The sequence below is a fragment of the Flavobacterium sp. genome (assembly GCF_044361065.1).
GTDB lineage: Bacteria > Bacteroidota > Bacteroidia > Flavobacteriales > Flavobacteriaceae > Flavobacterium.
On sequence record NZ_JBIKJI010000030.1, the window covers coordinates 1 to 17,486 of the forward strand.

The following is a 17,486-nucleotide window of genomic DNA, read 5'->3' on the forward strand; positions in this document are numbered from 1 at the left end:
CGAATAAATTTTTCTTGACGAATAGCCAATTGCGAATTCGCTTCTTTACTCATCGTTTCACTACCTTCTTCAAACGCTTTGAATGTTGGAGAAGTATCTTCCGTTCCGTTATTAGAATCGTTTAAATACGCACTTTTAATTAATTCTAAGTCGTTTTTAGCTTTGTCTAACTTTAAATTAATTAATTCCTTGAATTCTTGTAATTCTGCGTCTGAGAATCTTATTTGTTGATCTATCATAATTGACATTTTTTTAAAATTTATTATTTCAATCAAATAGCCCCAAAAGGTTTTATTATTTTGAAATTAATAGTATTGTTTTTAACTCATCAAACTCAATTTCCGTACCATTATTTATTTCTGATACAAAAATTAGTTCATTTGTTAGTGTTTCTGATTTGATGTACGATTCATTTGCGAGTACCGCTTGTTCAATACTATCATTTTTTAGAATTTGAACTTTAATTTTATCTGTAACTTCAAAACCAGAATCTTTACGAATATTTTGAATTCTGTTGACTAACTCTCTCGCTATTCCTTCCTTACGTAATTCTTCAGAAATTGTAATGTCTAAAGCTACTGTAATTCCGTTTGAATTGGCTACTAACCAACCCGGAATATCTTGAGAAGAAATCTCCACATCTTCGACTGTTAAAGTAATACTTTTTTCAGAAGTAGAAATTGTTAATTCGCCTGTTTTATCTAATTCATTAATTTGATCTTGCGTAAATGACTGTATCTCTTTGGCAATCAAGCCCATATCTTTACCAAAACGAGGTCCTAATGCTTTAAAATTCGGTTTAATTTGTTTAATTAATACCCCTGATGCGTCTTCTAATAATTCTATTTCTTTTACATTAACTTCAGCTTTAATTAAGTCTTCAATAGCTAAAATTTCTGCTTTAAAAGTAGCGTCAAGCACTGGAATCATTACTCTTTGTAACGGCTGACGTACTTTTATCATTTCTTTCTTACGAAGTGATAAAACCAACGAAGAAATCGTTTGTGCTTTCTGCATTCTACTTTCTAATGATTTATCAACAAAGTTTTCAACCGAAACTGGGAAAACAGATAAGTGTATACTTTCAAAATTTTCCTTATTAGTATTGGCATTCAGGTCTTTATACAGTCTGTCCATAAAGAACGGTGCAACCGGCGCGGCTAATTTTGCAACCGTTTCTAAGCAGGTATAAAGCGTCTGATAGGCGGCAATTTTGTCTTGAGCATAGTCGCCTTTCCAAAATCTTCGACGGCATAAACGCACGTACCAATTACTTAAATTCTCTTGCACAAAATCAGAAATAGCTCTTGTCGCACGAGTAGGTTCGTAATCTGCATAAGCAGCATCAACTATTTGAATAAGCGTATGTAATTCCGATAAAATCCAACGGTCAATTTCTGGTCGTTCTGCTAAAGGAACTTCGGCTTCGCTGTAGTTAAAACCATCAATATTAGCATATAAAACAAAGAAAGAATAGGTGTTATAAAGTGTTCCAAAGAATTTTCTACGTACCTCAGCAATACCTTCTAAATCGAATTTTAAATTGTCCCACGGATTGGCATTTGAAATCATATACCAACGCGTAGCATCAGGGCCATATTCGGCTAACGTATCAAATGGATCGACAGCATTACCTAAACGTTTCGACATTTTTTGTCCGTTTTTGTCTAATACTAACCCATTAGAAACCACATTTTTATATGCAATTTTATCAAAAACTAACGTAGAAATGGCGTGTAAGGTATAAAACCAACCACGTGTTTGATCTACTCCTTCTGCAATGAAATCGGCAGGAAAATCTTTGTTTTCGTCAATTTTTTCCTTATTTTCGAAAGGATAATGCCATTGTGCATAAGGCATAGCACCCGAATCGAACCAAACATCAATTAAATCAGTTTCACGTTTCATTGGTTTGCCAGATGCAGAAACCAAGATAATATCATCTACAACATTTTTATGTAAATCGACTAAATCGTAATTTTCTTCAGTCATATTTCCGATTTCGAATCCTTTAAATGGATTTTCAGTCATAAAACCAGCGGCAATTGCTTTTTCAATTTCTTGAACTAATTCTGCTACAGAACCTACTAAAATTTCTTCAGTGCCTTCTTCGTTTCTCCATATTGGCAAAGGAATTCCCCAATATCTTGAACGCGATAAGTTCCAATCATTGGCATTTTTCAACCAATTTCCAAAACGTCCTTCACCTGTTGCTTTTGGCTTCCAGTTGATGGTTTCGTTTAAATCGAACATTCTATCTTTGATTTCGGTTACTTTAATGAACCAAGAATCTAACGGATAATATAGAATAGGTTTGTCTGTTCGCCAACAATGTGGGTAACTGTGAACGTATTTTTCAACCTTAAAGGCTTTGTTTTCTTCTTTTAATTGGATAACAATTTCTACATCGGCAGAGCGTTCTGGTGCTTCACCTTCATTGTAATATTCGTTTTTAACGTATTTCCCAGAATATTCGCCTAAATTAGAAATGAATTTCCCTTGCAAATCCACTAAAGGAACTGCATTTCCATTTTCATCTAATACCAACATTGGTGGTACTTCTGGAGTTGCTTCTTTGGCTACTTTTGCATCATCTGCACCAAAAGTAGGTGCGGTGTGAACGATTCCAGTTCCGTCTTCGGTAGTTACGAAATCTCCAGCAATTACTCGAAAGGCATTTTCTGGGTTTTGATACGGTAATGCTAATGGCATCAATTGTTCGTAACGAATTCCAACTAAATCTGAACCTTTACATTCACTTAATACTCTATAAGGTAATTTTGTGTTTATGTTTTTCATTAAATTAATAAAATCAACAACACCATCAACTTCTTTGGTAGAATATATCTCTTTTATAGCTTGGATATTTACTGAATCAGTATCAACTTTTTTAGGAATATTAAAAAAGTCAAAAAAGTCATCACTTTCAAAAAATCCTTTTCCAAACTGTTTTCCTACTAAATTCTTAGCTAGAATAACGTTTACAGGTTCAAAAGTATATTGATTAAATGTTTGTACTAAAACATAGTCAATTTTTGGTCCAACAGTTAATGCGGTATTTGATGGCAATGTCCAAGGCGTGGTTGTCCAAGCTAAAATATGTATGTCTCCAAAACCTTGTAAAAAGTTTGGTAACGTTTCGTTTTTGGTTTTAAATTGCGCTACTACAGTCGTATCCGTCACATCACGATACGAACCAGGCTGATTGACTTCGTGCGAAGACAAACCTGTTCCTGCTTTTGGCGAATACGGTTGAATGGTGTACCCTTTGTAAAGCAAATCTTTGTTGTAAATTTGTTTTAGTAGCCACCAAACCGATTCCATATATTTGGATTTGTAAGTTACATACGGATCTTCCATATCTACCCAATAGCCCATTTTTTCAGTTAAGTCATTCCACACGTCGGTGTATCGCATAACTGTTTTCTTACACGCTTCGTTGTAATCTGAAACGGAAATGGTTTTTCCAATATCTTCTTTTGTAATTCCTAAAGCGGCTTCAGTACCTAATTCTACAGGTAATCCGTGAGTGTCCCAGCCTGCTTTACGCTTAACTTGAAATCCTTTTTGAGTTTTATATCGACAAAAAATATCTTTAATCGCGCGCGCCATTACGTGGTGAATTCCAGGCAATCCGTTTGCAGAAGGTGGTCCTTCAAAAAATACAAATGGTTGGTTTCCTTCACGTGTAGATACACTTTTTTCAAAGATGTTGTTTTCCTTCCAAAAATCAAGAACTTCTGATGCCACAGTTGGCAAGTCAAGTCCTTTATATTCCGTAAATTTTGTACTCATTTTATCGCTATCTTAATTCAATTTGCGAAAGTAAGGATTTAATGAGAAAAGGCAAAAGGTATAAGGCAAAAGTTGTAGGTTAAGAAAAAACTTCTTTTAGGACGTCTAACGATTTTGGTTTTTTGAAGCCATCTAAGTGAATGGCATAATAATCCAAAAGAATTTTTAATACTATTTGACGCTCTACCCCAGCAAACACTTTTTGATTGTCGTCATATTTTAATAACAAGGTTTTTTTAAGCAACTTTGTTTCGTGTTCATTTAAACAGCTTGTGCCTTGAAAGGGAGAAAAAACACCGTCAATCATTTCAAAATAGGCGAAATCTGTTTCTTGTATTTGCGGATAAAATCCTAAAAATTTGGTGAGTTCTAATAGAAAAATAAGGTGGAAATTTGAGATGGAATCATTTGCATCTAACCATAACAAAGACGTTTCTAAAAATGAAAATAAATTCTCGTTTTTTTCTTCTTCAAAAATACTGTTATGTACTACTTCCGAAAGAAAAAAAACCATAGCGCTTTTTACAATATCCGTATTTATATTTTGATAATTGTAGGCGAGTTTTACTTCTTTAAAGTGCTCTAAAGTGCCTTTATTTTTATGGTTGGCTTCTATTTCTAAAAGGTTGAATGGTTGAAAATACGCTATTTTTTGGTTGGACTTTTTGGAAGAAAAAGCACTTGGGATAAAATAAGATTTCAACCCGTCTGATTGGGTAAAGCATTTTACAATTAAACTTTTTTCTTGGTACTTAATAGCACTTAAAACAATGGCTTTGGTTTTTGTTTGCATTAGTTAAAATCTACATTATAGTTGAGTAAATTTCTGTTTATTTTGGAAATGTTTTTTTTACCAATAAATATGTTTTTAAAAATTTTACTGTTCCAATTGTGCTCTTTTTTCCATTGTTTAAATGTGCTTTTGCGCCAATTAAAATCTGGTTTCCAAAAAAATTCTGGAGAAATATAACAATTTACAAACGGCATTAAATAGGAGTTGTTATTATTACTTTCAACAGGGTTTTCGTTGTTTACCACTCTTTTTATACTAGATTGAGCAATAAAATTTATTTTTCTATCTTTTGCTTCACTTGCAAATTTGTTCACTATGTTTTTATATTCAAACTCAACACTAGTTAAATCAAAATTATTGTATAAAGTATTTCCAATTTTATCTATAGGTCTTAATTGGAGAGTGTCAATAGTGTAATTTCCAAAAAAATCAAAAAATTCATTTAGTTCAAGTATATTATCTTTATTAAAAGTATAATTAATTCGTAATTGTAACTGCTTATTTACTTTTTTTTCTTGATTAATTAATTGTAATATCTCATGAAATTTGGCATAATTACCTTTGTCCATAAAATCTTCATAGGTTTCCTTTTTAACACCATGCATGGACAAAATAAATTCATTTAATCCGTTTGAAGCATAAGAATTTATGGTTTCTTTGGTTAGTAAATTTCCATTAGTTACCATAGATATATATGGAATATTATATTTTTTAGCAAGTTGGATTATTTCTAAATTATATTTAAATAATGTAGGTTCAGCCCCACAACCAATTTGAAGTTTCAAGGTGTTTTGAAAAACTTGTTTTGCAATAATCTCTAATTCTTCTTTTTTAAAAATTCCTTTTAATTTTTTTATGGCTTCTGGGTCTGTAAAATAGCACATTTTACATTTAAAATTACATGCTAAAACAGGATCAAACTGAACGTTTAAATACCTTTTGTTTAAAATATTAAACACCCACAATCCAAAAAACTTGACTCTATGGCTTTTAATGTTTTGTACTGCTCTTAAAATTTTATAAAAATCCATATTATCTAATTATCATTATTTTTTTTACCGTAGTTTCTGCGGCATCGCTTGACGAAACAAAAACCATATATACGCCAGAGGCTACTTTATATTTTCCAAACGCAGTGGTATCCCATTCTACCGTTCCGCCTGAAGAGGTTGTTTCAAAAACTAAATTTCCTTCAATATCTGTGATTTTTAAATTTACTTTGTCCATCAATCCGGAAATTTTTACTGTTCCTGAATATTCTGGTCGAACCGGATTTGGATATATGTATACATTTTGTAAATCGTCGTCTCCTTTTGTGGCAGAACCTAAAAAAGAAACCAATCCTTTATCTGTAGCAAAAAACACTTCGCCTGAAACCTCATCAATTTCAATATCTAACACATTGTTACTGGGTAATGGCGAATTGTCTTTTGTAAATCTTCGTAAAGTTGTTTGTCCATTTGCACTAACTTGAAAAACTCCAGCATCTGCAATAGCTACCCATTTGTTGTTTGCACCATCTACTTTAATATCTTGAATTACTTGTTGGTAAAATAATTCTTGAGCTAAATCGCCATCCTGAATGACAATGTTCGTTGTTGTTAATGCTGTTTCGGAAATAAATCTGTCTACGCTATTTAAAATTCGTAACCCTTTAAACGTTCCAATCCAAAGTTGGTTTTTGTTATCTACAGCCACACATCGCACGTCGTTGTTGGGTAAATTTCCGTTTTCTTCGTTAATAATTATAAATTTATTATTGTGTTTTTCATTAAAAGCAAGTACGCCACCTCCATACGTAGCGGCCCATTTTGTTCCGTTTTTATCAATATCTATGTTACCATAATGCAATGCGGTGGGGTTTTGAATTACCGCACTTAAATTATACGATTGCCAAGTATTATTGTTTTTTAGGACTTTTAGACCGTTGTCTACTAGGGCATTTGTAAGCCATAAATTACCAACTTTGTCGTATTTCATTCCGTTAATTCGCACTGACACAAAGTTTTGATTTGGCGGCGGCAACAGTAACGATTCTAAAAAATTGGTTTGATTGAATAAAAAAGGATTTGTTTTATTTGTAAATTTCAACAAACCACTGTGTCCAGAAGCTACAAAAACTTCACTGTTATTTCTTGGGTTTTCTACTATTGCAGCTAGCGTAACAGCACCTGCTACTTCGGTGTTTGGGATTTTATTCCAACCCAAATTCGTGTTAAAAATACTAATGCCTTGTAATTTATAATCTGGCGTGTAGGTTCTGTCATAACTTCCGTGAGTTAACCATATGTCGTTTTTGGTTTTGGTTACTTTAAAAGCCAAATCTTCAATGGGTCCGTTTGGTGAAATGTTGGTAAAAACTAAATTACTGCTTAAAGGCGCTTCATATAATCCGTTTTTTGCAGTTCCAATATATAATTTATCATTTTTAGTTATGGCACAAGTAAGTAGTTCTGAAGCACCAGTTACTTGAAATGTAGATGCTATAAGTGTCAAACTACTATTATATACATTTACTTGAAACTGACCAGTAAAAGTTAAATATTCGCCATCGGTTCTTAGCTTTAATGGAACCGTGAAATGTGTGCTAAAAACTTGTGGTGTATTTCCAACAAATTTATAAATATTGGTAGAAAAATCCGTTGCAATTAGTTGATTACTAAAAACTACTAAACTTGACCAGTTTCCTAAATTAAAAACCGACCATTGCGAAAAATCGTATAAAAATGGGTTGTTTATACTTGCTTTTTTTATGCCTTGTGTTCGGGTTACGGCAAAAATTTCATTATTAAAAACTGTTGTTTGTAAAACATCTATAAATTCTCCTGAATTTCCAATATAAAAACTGTTTTCAATTTCAAAATTAGACAATTTAATTACTGTAATTCCGTATTGTGTAGACACATATACTTTTCCGTTATGTTCGTAAAAATCGTTTATTTTTTTACTGTTGGCGGGTACTGGTACATCGGTAATAATATCTACTTTGTTTAATGTGTTGCCATCAGGTTTTATAAGAATTATTAAACCATTTTTATTTCCAATTAAAGTATAATTATTTGATGTTTGGAAAATAGCGGTAATTTCGTCTGGTTTTACATCGTTTATTGAAGTAAAAGTGGTTAAAATATTTGAGGAAACGTCTTTGTTAAATACTGAATTTTTTGTGCTGGAATATACCTTTTGGTCAGAAATACAGACATCTGTAATTTCATTATATGAAAAATAGCCTTTCCATAATTTCTGTTGCGAAAAAGAAAGCAATGAAAAACATAAAAATAAATAGGAAACTACTTTTTTCATAAAATAAGTTGAACTACAAATATACACTAAACAAAATTATATTACGATTATTGCCTTTACACGTTAATAATTTGTACTAACTCTTGTAATTTTTTAAAATCCGATTGCATATTTCCATCAGATGTTGGCATATATCTTGCTTTTTCGCAGTTTTGCAACAGCCCAATAAAATCGTTTGTGTTTTCTAGAGAAATGTGGTTTTCCTGAAATTTTTGAATGATGTTTTCTTTATTTAATTCTGCTTTTTCTAAACCAAATTTATAATGTAAAAACGCATTGATTTTAAGTTCCATTTCCTGATAAAACACTTCTTTATTTGTTATAAATTGTTGCATATCGTTTACAGAAAAATCCTTTTTTACAGATTTTATTTCTGTTTTTACCTCTTCATCAGTTTCCGATTTGTTTCTTTTTAATGCAAAAAACAATAAAGTCAATCCTGCTAAAGTAACACCTCCAATAAAATGCATAAACGAAAATTCAAAACCTGATGTTGGTTCTGTTTTTTGAGATTTTTCAGCTAAATTAGATTTTGAAACCGAGGTAACATTCGCTTGATTTTCTCCTTGAAGTACTTCTAAATCTATAGCTTCAGATGAAATGGTTTTGTAGGTTTTTGATTTGACATCGAAAAATGAAAAATACTGTGGTTTTAATTTGAAATCCCCTTTTTCTTGTGGGATAATGGTATAACTATCTTTGATTTTTCCAGAAATTCCATTCATATTTTCGTTCACAAATTCTTGATGTTGCGGCTCGTAAATTTCAAAATTAGCTGGTAAATTAGGTTTAGGGATCTCGAACAATTTTAAATTTCCAGTTCCAGAAACAATCAAGTCTAATTGCAAGGACTCGCCTGATTTTAAATTGTTTTTAGATACATTTGCTTGAAAATCAAAAGTTCCAACAGCACCTGTGAAGTTTTCGGGCTTTCCCTTTTCTGGTAAGGCAAGAACCTGAAGGTATTTCGTATTAGAAACAATTTCTCTTCTGGCCACATCATATTCTGGATCGCCAAAAAAGTCTACATCACCTGTAGGATAACTTATGTTTAAGTCTAAAGTAATAGGCGATATTTGAAGTTTCCCAGTTTTTTGAGGGTACAAAATGGCTTTCTTGAAAATCTTAGATTTATATACCCTATTGTTTACAACCATTCGCTCCCATCCGCCTTGCACATCTTCGGTTTGACTCCAAAAATTATTAAATTTTGTCACCATATTTTTATTTAACTCAATTTCTAAATTGGGTACTAAATAAATGCGATAATTTACCTCAACAGGTTCGTTTACATAGGCGTTGGATTTACTAACTTCAACATCAATAAATAATAAATTATTCGCGCCAGAAATCGACTTGTTTGAGGAAATGGATTTAGAAGCAGTTGTTGTATTTTGGTTTCTCTGTATGGCATCGGCAGCTTTTTCGTTGGAAACAGAAACGGCTACAGGTTTTGATGCATAGGTTTTTCCATTAAATTTAATTGTTGCTGGAGAAATAAGTAATCTTCCTGCTTTGGCCGCCTGAATTACATAGGTATATACTTGTTGTATGGCATAATCCCCATTTATGTATTCTTCATTAGAAGAAACGTACGAACCACCTTTATTAAACCCATTAAAATTAGGAGGTGTGAAGTTTGAGCCTTCTTCGTTAAAAATATAAGTAACCTGAATTACTTCACCAATTTTAAGGTTCGTTTTTTCAGCTTTTACCTCTAATTTTACCTGACTTAAAGCTAAAAAAGGAAGCAGTATAAAAGTTAATACTATTTTAATTAATGCATTCATTTTATAAATCTTTTTTAACCACATAGAAACATAGTTTTATTTTTATGGAAAGGCGTTTCACTTATTTAAAGCAAACATAGCTAAGTTGACTAAAATGAATAAATTAAATACTTCATTTAAGTTTCAAATTACTACTTGAATTTAACCATTAAGACATTAAGTTTATTTAGTTATCCCTTAATTTTCTCAATTTCTAAATGGTTACATCTGTTTTTTATTTACAGTAAATTCGAAATAAAACTTCTTTAAAAACAATTCTTAATCTATGTTTCTATGTGTTTATCATTTTACCAATCTTTTTCTGTACTTGTTGTGTTCGTTTTTGTTTTATTTGCGTTTACTTTTTCCTGTACTTTTTTTTCTTCGTTGCTAATTGCTTTTAGTACGTTATCCATCCGTTGTTTGTTTGCGCTTGGTTTTTTTGGTTGACTTTTTTCTTTGTTTTTATTGTCTTGTTTGTCTTGTTGCTTTTTGTCTTTTTGGTTTTTTTTCTTGTTTTTATTTTTCGGATTTGGTTTTGGCGGATATTTTTTTAATAATTTTTTTGCTAACGCTAAATTGTATCTGGTTTTTTCATCTTTAGCGTTCGCCTTTAAAGCATTTTTGTAAGATGCAACTGCCAATTTATAATTTTTATCTTGCATATATGCGTTTCCTAAATTATGATACGCTTTGTGTTTTTGTGCAGAAGTGTTTGCTATTAAAGCGGCATTTTTATAATTGCTTATCGCTTCAACATACTTTTTATTTTTATAAATGGTGTTTCCTAAATTATATTCTGCAGGTTGTTTTTGTTTTTTTTCTTTGGCTTTTATCCAACGTAATTGCTTTTCTTTTTGTTGCGAATTATCTGTGTTTTTTTCTTGAGAAAAGGCCGTTCCTGAAGTTAAAAATACAAGTAAAAATAGATGTGCCTGGTGTTTTGAAAACCAATTTTTGTTGTTAAAATTACTATTTGTAATAAAAAATTCGAGCAAGAGCAATAAAAATGCAATGCCTAAAAACCACTGAAATTGCGATTGTTTTTGTGCCAATTGTTGGGCTTTAAATTCTTGTTGTTTTACGGATGCTAATGCCGATTTTATTGAAGCAACTACTTTTGAAATTTGATTGTCATTGCAATACGTTCCGTTGGTTTCTGAAGCTATTTTCTGTAAAATTTCCTGATTTAGTTTTGTAATTACAACTTGTCCGTTTTTATCTTTTTTAACTTGTTGAAATCCGAGTTCGTCTTCAAATTCAATCGTTCCGCCATTTGCGGTTCCTACTCCAACTGTTATAATTTTCACATTTTTTTCTTTTGTTATTTTAGAAATATCAAAAGAAGCATTTTGATGGTCTTCACCATCTGAAAATAAAATAATAGCTTTCCCCGAAGTTGGATTATCAAAGAAATCCACACTGGTTTGAATGGCACTTTCAATAGCCGTTCCTTGCGAAGAAATTAAATTAGTATTGATACTTTGTGTAAACATTTTTGCCAATTCATAATCTGTTGTCATTGGTAAAACAGGATAGGCGCTACCCGCATAAGCTACAATCCCAATTCTATCACTTCCAATAGATTCAATCATTTGTGTCATTATTTGCTTGGATTTTTCCAAGCGGTTGGGCTGAATGTCTTTACACAACATACTTTTTGAAACATCAATAGCAAATACAATTTCTACTCCTTTTGCAGGAACTGTTTCAACTTTTGAACCCAATTTCGGATTTACTAACGCCAAAACAATGAAAAAAACAGCCATTATTTGGAACATAAATTTAATACGCGATATCTGTTTTGGTGAATTTACAAGCAATTTTTCAAGGGCTTTTGGCTCGCTAAATACCGCTTGTTTTTCCGTTTGCCATTTCACATAGGCTTTCTGTGCCACTAATCCAATTGGAAGTAGTAACACTAAAATAAAATAATATGGCGATTCAAATTCAAACATTAGATAAAACTTTTAAATAGCGTTCGACTTAAAACCATTTCTAAAACAAGAAAAAACAACCCTATTAGTAGCCAACTACGAAATTGTTCGTCAAATAGCATCAAGCGGTTTTCTATAATTTTAGATTTTTCTAAACCATCAATTTCTTCGTAAATGGCTTCTAACTTAGTATTATCTGTAGCTCTAAAATATTTTCCTTTTGTAATCGTAGCGATTTCTTGTAAAATTTTCTCGTCAATTTCCACTTTTTGTGGTTGAAAAACGATGTTTCCATTACTATCTTTTGCTACTGGAAAATTTGCCATTCCGTTTGTTCCAACACCTACCGTATAGACTTTTATACCAAAGTCTTTAGCTATTTCTGCTGCTGAAATGGGATCTAAACTTCCTACGTTATTTACCCCATCGGTTAATAAAATGATGATTTTCGATTTTGCTTTGCTGTTTTTAATTCGATTTATGGCGGTTCCTAAGCCTATTCCAATAGCAGTTCCGTCTTGAAGTACCAAGCCGTTATATTGCACTTCTTTTAAGGATTGTAACAACATTGTTTTATCGGAAGTTACTGGAGTTCGTGTATAACTTTCGCCGGCATACACCACTAAACCAATTCTATCATTGGTTCGTTTTTGTATAAATGATTCGGCTACTTTTTTTATGGCTTCTAATCGATTTGGTTTAAAATCGGTAGCCAGCATACTTCCCGATACATCGGTAGCAATCACAATATCAATTCCGTTTTTACTGTCGGTAAAATTTGATTTTTGTGTATTTCTTGGTCGGGCTAATGCTATAATTACAAATCCTAACGCCACAAGTTTTAACAAAAACAAAAACGGTCGACACTTTATAATCCACGATTTTTTTATGGATAATCCTTCCGTGGTGCTGATTTTTATAGTTGGATTTTGTTTGTTCGCTTTTATGTATTGCCAAAACGCCGCTATCGGAAGCACCAATAACAGCCATAAAAAATGGGGATGCATAAAAGCACTATTCATCTTCCTCTTGGTTTACTTGTTCAAGACTATTTGTAACACGATCTATAAAATCTTTAGCTAATTTGTCCTTAGCATCGTGAGTAATTCTTACTTTTTGTAATCCGAAATTATCCGAAATAAAAACAGTAAAAAATCGCATTTGTTTGGTTTGGTTGGCTTCGTTAATTTCAAATGTACCTTCTAAAATATCGCCAGACATATCCTTTACATTTTTAAATTTCTTTGCTGTTGTTTGAATATTATTGGCTTGCAATTGCATCATTTCGCTCATTTCATCATTAAAAATTGCTTTTAAATCTGTTTTTACAGAATCTTTATAAGCAATCGTTTGTAGCGAAATGGCTAATTTATCCTCTGGATTTTGCCAAGAAAATTGCGCGATATTTTTAATGTTTGGATTTTTTGAAGTTACCAAATCACGAACTAAAATTTCTGGCGTTTCTACTTGCAAAACAGGCAACCCATATTCAGAAACAATCCATTCTTTTTTTAGATAATAATCGGCATCTTTTCCGTTAATTTTTGCTGAAAAATAATTGGTTACATTTTCCCATCCAAAAAAGGTAACTACAGAAATTATTGCCACTAAAAACGTTACAATAAATGCCATTTGTCTGATATTTTTATATCTATTTTGTTGCTGTTCTTCGGCTATTTTAGCTATTGCAATTTGTTGTTCTTCTTCAGAAACAGGTAAGGTTTTGTGAAATACATTTATTAGATTCTCTGCGGCAGTTTTGTCTGAGCTATGAGAAGTTACATCCACTACAATTTTGGCAAATTTAACTAAATCGGCTTTAAGAAATAACGTTTCAATTTCGGAAATAGTCGTTTCTGAAATTTTAAATTTTTTAAGATGTACTGCCGTTTTTAGTTTCAAAATAAACTGTTCAGTAGTGCTTTCCAACGCAGAAAATTCTAACGTTTTTTCAAAATACGATTTTATTATTTGTGTAATATTGGAATAAAATTCTTTAGAATTTGTTTCGGTATTTACTTCTGAAAAACGTAAAAAAGCATTATTATATGGCGAAATATAAGCATCTGTTTTGCTTTTATTTCGGTGTTTTAGTCGTAAAATTACATACAATATGCCTGCTAAGAAAAAAGCAAAAAATACTCCTAAAATTAGTTGAGAATCTGAAAGTTCTTGAGATGTTTCTTTAGTTTTAGAAGTGATATTTTCATCTTCTTTAATATCATACATTTTTTGCTTTGTAGTATCTACTTCCACATCAATTACGTAAATTTCAATACTTTCTGACTTGGTTTTTTTTGTGTTAATTAACACCTCAAGTGCTGGAATTTTATAGGTGCCCGCATCAAATTGGGTAAGATTGTATTTTTTTTTCCATTCGGTTTGGTTGCCTTTTTTGTTTTTTTCTGTTGGAAAAGAGTGCACCACTTCCAATTTGCCTATCGAATCTAAATCAGGGAAAAACACAACCTCTTTTTCGTTTACTTTTGTGGTTAACGTAAGTTGAATTTGTTCTCCAATTTTAATTTTCTTTTTAGATACAGTAGTCCCTATCGTTTGGGAAAACCCTACGGAAATTGAAAAAAGAAACAGATATAAAAGACGTAACTTCATTAGGCTCTACTTTTAAAATAGGTTACTAATTTCGTTACATAACTTTCGTTGGCTTCGGTTTCAACTAATCCTGCAGCACATTTACTAAACGTATTTTGACAATTTTCTACATTCGTTTTGTACTTATTCTCGTATGCCAAACGGGTACTGCTTGTTTGCGTATCTAACCATATTTTTTCTCCCGTTTCGGCATCTTGTACTTGAACAATTCCTATATTTGGAAGGCTTTTTTCACGGGAATCAAAAATTCTAATTCCAGTTACATCGTGTTTTTTAGCAGCAATTTGTAACGGTTTTTGAAAATCCGCGGTAATAAAATCGGAAATTAAAAATACAATTGCTCGTTTTTTTATGACACTCGATAAAAAATCTAAGGCCACCGCGACATTAGTTTTTTTGCTTTTTGGTTGCCATTCAATTACTTCTCGGATGATTCGTAAAACGTGCGATTTTCCTTTTTTTGGTGGAATAAATAATTCTATTTCATCGGTAAATAAAATTAAACCAATTTTATCATTGTTTTGCGTGGCAGAAAATGCAAGTGTTGCCGCAATTTCAGCTACCAACTCATTTTTACTTTGCGATGTAGTTCCAAAACTTTGCGAATCGGAACAATCGATTAGTAACATCATCGTTAATTCGCGTTCTTCTTCGAATATTTTAACAAAGGCATCGTTATTTCTTGCGGAAACATTCCAATCTATAGCTCTAAAATCGTCTCCATATTGGTATTGTCGCACTTCAGAAAATGTCATCCCTCGTCCTTTAAACGACGTGTGATAGTGTCCCGAGAAAATATGATCGCTCAATCTTCGGGTTTTAATCTCAATTTTTTTGACTTTCTTCAGTAACTCTTTCGTCTCCATTTTCGTGTTTAGTATTTCGTAACAATCGCTTTACTAATAACTTTAAACTCTTCCTTCATTAAGGTACTTGTACCTGATTTAAAACTTTATTGATAATGTCTTCTGAAGTGATATTTTCAGCTTCGGCTTCATAAGTAATACCGATTCTGTGGCGTAATACATCGTGTACCACCGCTCTAACATCTTCAGGGATGACATAGCCTCTTCTTTTGATAAAAGCATAACATTTTGCAGCTAAAGCCAAGTTGATACTTCCACGTGGCGATGCACCAAAACTAATTAGTGGTTTTAAGTTTTCTAATCTATATTTTTCTGGATAACGCGTAGCGAAAACAATATCTAAAATATATTTCTCGATTTTCTCGTCCATATATACTTCTTTAACCGTTTGTTGGGCTTTTAAAATTTGAGCCACGCTAACCACAGGATTAATAGTAGCAGTAGTTTCCATTAAACTGTTACGAATAATAAGTTGTTCCTCCTCCATTTTCGGGTAATCGACAATGGTTTTTAGCATAAATCGGTCTACTTGTGCTTCTGGTAACGGATATGTTCCTTCTTGTTCTACAGGGTTTTGTGTAGCCAAAACTAAAAAAGGCGTGTCTAATTTATACGTAGTTTCACCAATTGTTACTTGCTTTTCTTGCATAGCTTCCAATAAAGCAGATTGCACTTTAGCAGGTGCTCTATTGATTTCATCTGCCAGAACAAAATTGGCAAAAATGGGTCCTTTTTTTACAGAAAATTCATTTTCTTTGAAATTGTACACCATCGTTCCTACCACGTCTGCTGGAAGCAAATCTGGGGTGAATTGAATACGATGAAAACTACCGTGAACGGCTTTAGATAAAGTGTTTATGACTAAGGTTTTGGCTAACCCCGGCATTCCTTCTAACAAAACGTGTCCTTGACCTAATAAGCCAATTAACAAACGTTCTATCATTACTTTTTGCCCTACAATTGCTTTACTTAATTCTGAAGTTAGCAAATCAATAAAAGCACTTTCGTTTTCTATTTTTTCGTTAAGCGCACTAATGTCAATACCTGTGTTATTTTCTTGCATTTTATTTTGAATTATTTTCTGTAAATTTTAAAAAAATACTTTAACAACGCAAGTTGCTATATAAAAATTATATAAGTTGTTAATTGTCCGTTAAATTATGTGTTTTTGGATGTTTTTTTAGAAAAAATTAAGAAATGTTAGTGTTTTTAGGATAAAAAAAGCAACTTCTATTCTTGTTTAAGAATTAAAAGTTGCTCGTAAAATTTTTATAAAATTTATGATTTTAATACCAATCCGAATGGTATTTATTTTCCCCTAAATAATAAATTAACCCAACTGAAAAATTATAATAACTTCCAGATTTTGGCGTGTAATCTTTATTTAGTAAAATTCCGTCAAATCCATAATGCTGCTTCATAGTAAAATTATGAGTAAAATCAGCTGTTACGGCAAATTTATTTGAGATGTTATACATTGGTGTAAGTCCAATTCCCACCACGCCAATTTTTTCGTGTTTGTTTTGTCCAATCATATATCCAAATGCAACACCTGCATCTACGTGGGCGTTTATTCCTAGTTTATCTCTTGTTAGATAGGTTAAACCGAATTGTTTACCCACATTATAAATTCCAGATACAGCAACCGCACTATATGTAATTCCAACTTTTCCTCCAGGGTCATTTACAAAATGGTCTAATTTATAGGCTACTTTTGCGCCAAATTTTTCGTTGAACATATATCTAATTCCCACATTAAAATGATTAAATCCAGAAAAATTAGATTTATATAATTTTTGATAAGGCCCTATAGCGCCGGTATAACCATGACCTGCCTCAAGAGATAAATTATTCACATTAAATTGTGCAAAAAGGGATGAAGACATCACTAAAAAAAAGAAAATTTGGAATTTGCTTATTGCTTTCATAATTGTTTTACTAATTGAATGCGAATATAAAAAAATGTATTTAAATTTTGTGTTTTTTGAGGTGTTTTTTGAGGTTTTTGCCATAGATTCTTTGTGTTGGGTGTTAGATGAAGGTTCAAGGGTTTGGGGTCAAGGGTTTTGTGTTCACAGGTGAACAGGTTGCCTACTGTGTAGGAGATTCTTCGCAAGCTCAGAATGACAATTAGGGAATGAAGGATAGTGGCTTCGAGAGCCTCAGCCACCATAACACAATCAATTTAACATGTTTTTATTCCGTTGCCTGAGGTACTCGAAGGCAAAAGGTAAAATTAGGAAGTTCTTAACAATTCTCCACTCACAATTCAAAAAAAACCGCCTCGTTGGAGGCGGTTTTTGGTTTATGCTTTAGCTTTTGGTTTTAAAAACCAATAGGCCGTTGCTATGGCTAGTATTAGCAATGCTGGGATGTAATCGTTTACCGGCACATCTTGAACATCATCTGG

At 32.2% G+C, this 17,486-nt stretch carries 11 protein-coding genes and 1 pseudogene; all 12 read right to left on the bottom strand.

Features of this window, described 5'->3' with window-relative positions:
* Positions 1 to 239: pseudogene (locus tag ACIQ11_RS03325) on the bottom strand (TraR/DksA family transcriptional regulator); the annotation flags it as partial.
* Between the two features lie 55 nt (positions 240 to 294).
* A complete protein-coding gene (gene ileS / locus ACIQ11_RS03330; protein ID WP_396152778.1) occupies positions 295 to 3,795 on the bottom strand; it encodes an isoleucine--tRNA ligase in 3,501 nt (1,166 codons plus the stop codon).
* Between the two features lie 79 nt (positions 3,796 to 3,874).
* The gene (gene recO / locus ACIQ11_RS03335) at positions 3,875 to 4,588 is read right to left on the bottom strand and encodes a DNA repair protein RecO (RefSeq protein WP_396152780.1); all 714 of its coding nucleotides are present in this window, start codon (positions 4,586 to 4,588) and stop codon (positions 3,875 to 3,877) included.
* The gene (locus ACIQ11_RS03340; RefSeq protein WP_353079882.1) at positions 4,588 to 5,619 is read right to left on the bottom strand and encodes a radical SAM protein; all 1,032 of its coding nucleotides are present in this window, start codon (positions 5,617 to 5,619) and stop codon (positions 4,588 to 4,590) included. Before ACIQ11_RS03340 ends, recO begins: the two co-directional genes overlap by 1 nt.
* A gap of 1 nt (position 5,620) precedes the next feature.
* Entirely contained in the window at positions 5,621 to 7,891 is a 2,271-nt protein-coding gene (locus tag ACIQ11_RS03345; RefSeq protein ID WP_396152782.1) for a two-component regulator propeller domain-containing protein, read from the bottom strand.
* Positions 7,892 to 7,947: 56 nt separating this feature from the next.
* A complete protein-coding gene (locus ACIQ11_RS03350) occupies positions 7,948 to 9,681 on the bottom strand; it encodes a BatD family protein (protein WP_396152784.1) in 1,734 nt (577 codons plus the stop codon).
* Between the two features lie 287 nt (positions 9,682 to 9,968).
* Positions 9,969 to 11,618 carry a VWA domain-containing protein gene (locus ACIQ11_RS03355; protein ID WP_396152786.1) on the bottom strand — a complete coding sequence of 550 codons (1,650 nt, stop codon included), beginning with the start codon at positions 11,616 to 11,618 and terminating at the stop codon, positions 9,969 to 9,971.
* The gene (locus ACIQ11_RS03360) at positions 11,618 to 12,619 is read right to left on the bottom strand and encodes a VWA domain-containing protein (RefSeq protein WP_396152788.1); all 1,002 of its coding nucleotides are present in this window, start codon (positions 12,617 to 12,619) and stop codon (positions 11,618 to 11,620) included. Before ACIQ11_RS03360 ends, ACIQ11_RS03355 begins: the two co-directional genes overlap by 1 nt.
* Positions 12,612 to 14,210 carry a BatD family protein gene (locus ACIQ11_RS03365; RefSeq protein WP_396152790.1) on the bottom strand — a complete coding sequence of 533 codons (1,599 nt, stop codon included), beginning with the start codon at positions 14,208 to 14,210 and terminating at the stop codon, positions 12,612 to 12,614. The genes ACIQ11_RS03360 and ACIQ11_RS03365 overlap by 8 nt, the downstream gene beginning before the upstream one ends.
* A complete protein-coding gene (locus ACIQ11_RS03370) occupies positions 14,210 to 15,076 on the bottom strand; it encodes a DUF58 domain-containing protein (RefSeq protein ID WP_396152792.1) in 867 nt (288 codons plus the stop codon). Before ACIQ11_RS03370 ends, ACIQ11_RS03365 begins: the two co-directional genes overlap by 1 nt.
* 58 nt (positions 15,077 to 15,134) lie before the next feature.
* Complete coding sequence (locus ACIQ11_RS03375) at positions 15,135 to 16,139, bottom strand: AAA family ATPase (protein WP_396152794.1); 1,005 nt, start codon at positions 16,137 to 16,139, stop codon at positions 15,135 to 15,137.
* Between the two features lie 223 nt (positions 16,140 to 16,362).
* On the bottom strand, positions 16,363 to 17,088 hold the full coding sequence (locus ACIQ11_RS03380; RefSeq protein WP_396152796.1) for a hypothetical protein: 726 nt from the start codon (positions 17,086 to 17,088) through the stop codon (positions 16,363 to 16,365).
* Positions 17,089 to 17,486: the final 398 nt, after the last annotated feature.